Raw genomic sequence first — 1,434 nt, forward strand, 5'->3', positions numbered from 1 at the left:
CCATAAAACCCGGTGTGATTCACCGACGATTACGTTGACTGGCTTCGGGGTTACCTGCTTAAACACACGCTACGTCAGCTTCTCCACCGCCAGGTGAATGAGGCCAATCGACGTGAAGCACTTGAGTGGCTGATGTCGGATGCAGAGCATCCATTCAGCTTCAAGGTGTGCTGTATTGCCTACGAATCAGACCACCTCGATGTTCGTGAGGGAGTTCTTTCGTTGCTACGCAAGCACATGAAATAAGAAGCCCGTGAGGGGAAAGTCCCTCACGGGCTTTCTCCGTTATACCGAGGAGCAAATGCCTGCCTGGGAGAACATTGGTAGGTAGCACAGAAGTCTAAACCGAGCGGTAACGCTCAACATCCCAACCGGGAGAAATCCCGGCATGGGGTTTCTCCCTTTTGTTTCTATAGAAAGGAGAAGTCCCATGACAACAATCATCAATACCAAAATCGGTGAGTCCAAGAACGTTGCTCGCCTTTGGCTGGAAGGTCAGAAACTCGCTCGTGCCGGCATCAGAACAGGAATGCGCTATGCCCTGATTCGTCGCCCTGGTGCAGATCGAGTAGAACGGGTTGAGCTGCGGCAGGTGGGTGACACCTTCAGCGGCAAAACCTATAACGTCTCGCGCCGTACTCGCCGGGGCATCGAAGTGCCTTTGATCGAGGTGAGAACGGATGATCTGAAGGAGATTTTTTCTTCTGAGAGAGTCCGAGTAGCGATTCGCCAGGGACGCATTGTCGTAACGGCCAATCATCTCGATGTAAAAATCCGTGAGCGTGTACGCAAGCTGGTACAGCGTCTCAAGACAGGTGAGCCGCTAGCGGTTTGCAGCCTGTTTCATGGAGGAGGGGTAGCGGATAAGGCTCTGCACAGCGGTCTTATGCGAGCGGGGATAAACTCGTTCGTTCAGGTTGGTGTTGAAATTGAACCCGCCTATCTGGATGTATCCTTACGAAACAATGGCGAAATCTGGAGCGAGGAATCGGTAGCTGTATGTAGCGATATCCGAGAGCTGGATTGGACCCATAACGTGCCGGAATGCGACATTTTGGCCGGCGGGGTGCCCTGTTAGAAGGACCGGGGATAGAAATAGATCTATGCTGTTGCGGCACATGGTTCAACAGGCTGTTTCTAGTCGAATGGCTTGGGGACTGACAAAAACAGCTCCCTTATCACAGTGGCTCACGGGCTCACGGCTTCGTGCCCAATGTGCCTGTCTATATGAGATCGCGTGGCTGTCTGAGGAGAACAGAATGAATGCGTGTAGAAAGCGAGTGACCACCGTGAACGTCAATTTCGAGAGCTCAGCGATTAACCCAGTTCAGAGACTTGGACGCAATGTTCCTCAGCTTTTCAACGAGCATCTGGAACCAATCGTACCAGCAAATCAATACTTGAGACTTAAGGAACGTCTGAAGAACTGACCCC

The 1,434-nt window shown here is 52.0% G+C and carries 1 protein-coding gene; it reads left to right on the forward strand.

The genetic code is table 11. The features are described from left to right. Nucleotides 1–430 precede the first annotated feature (430 nt). The gene (locus FHK95_RS19945; RefSeq protein ID WP_150306374.1) at nucleotides 431–1,078 is read left to right on the forward strand and encodes a DNA cytosine methyltransferase; all 648 of its coding nucleotides are present in this window, start codon (nucleotides 431–433) and stop codon (nucleotides 1,076–1,078) included. Nucleotides 1,079–1,434: the final 356 nt, after the last annotated feature.

Source organism: Pseudomonas saliphila, from assembly GCF_008638345.1.
GTDB classification, from domain to species: Bacteria; Pseudomonadota; Gammaproteobacteria; order Pseudomonadales; family Pseudomonadaceae; genus Halopseudomonas; species Halopseudomonas saliphila.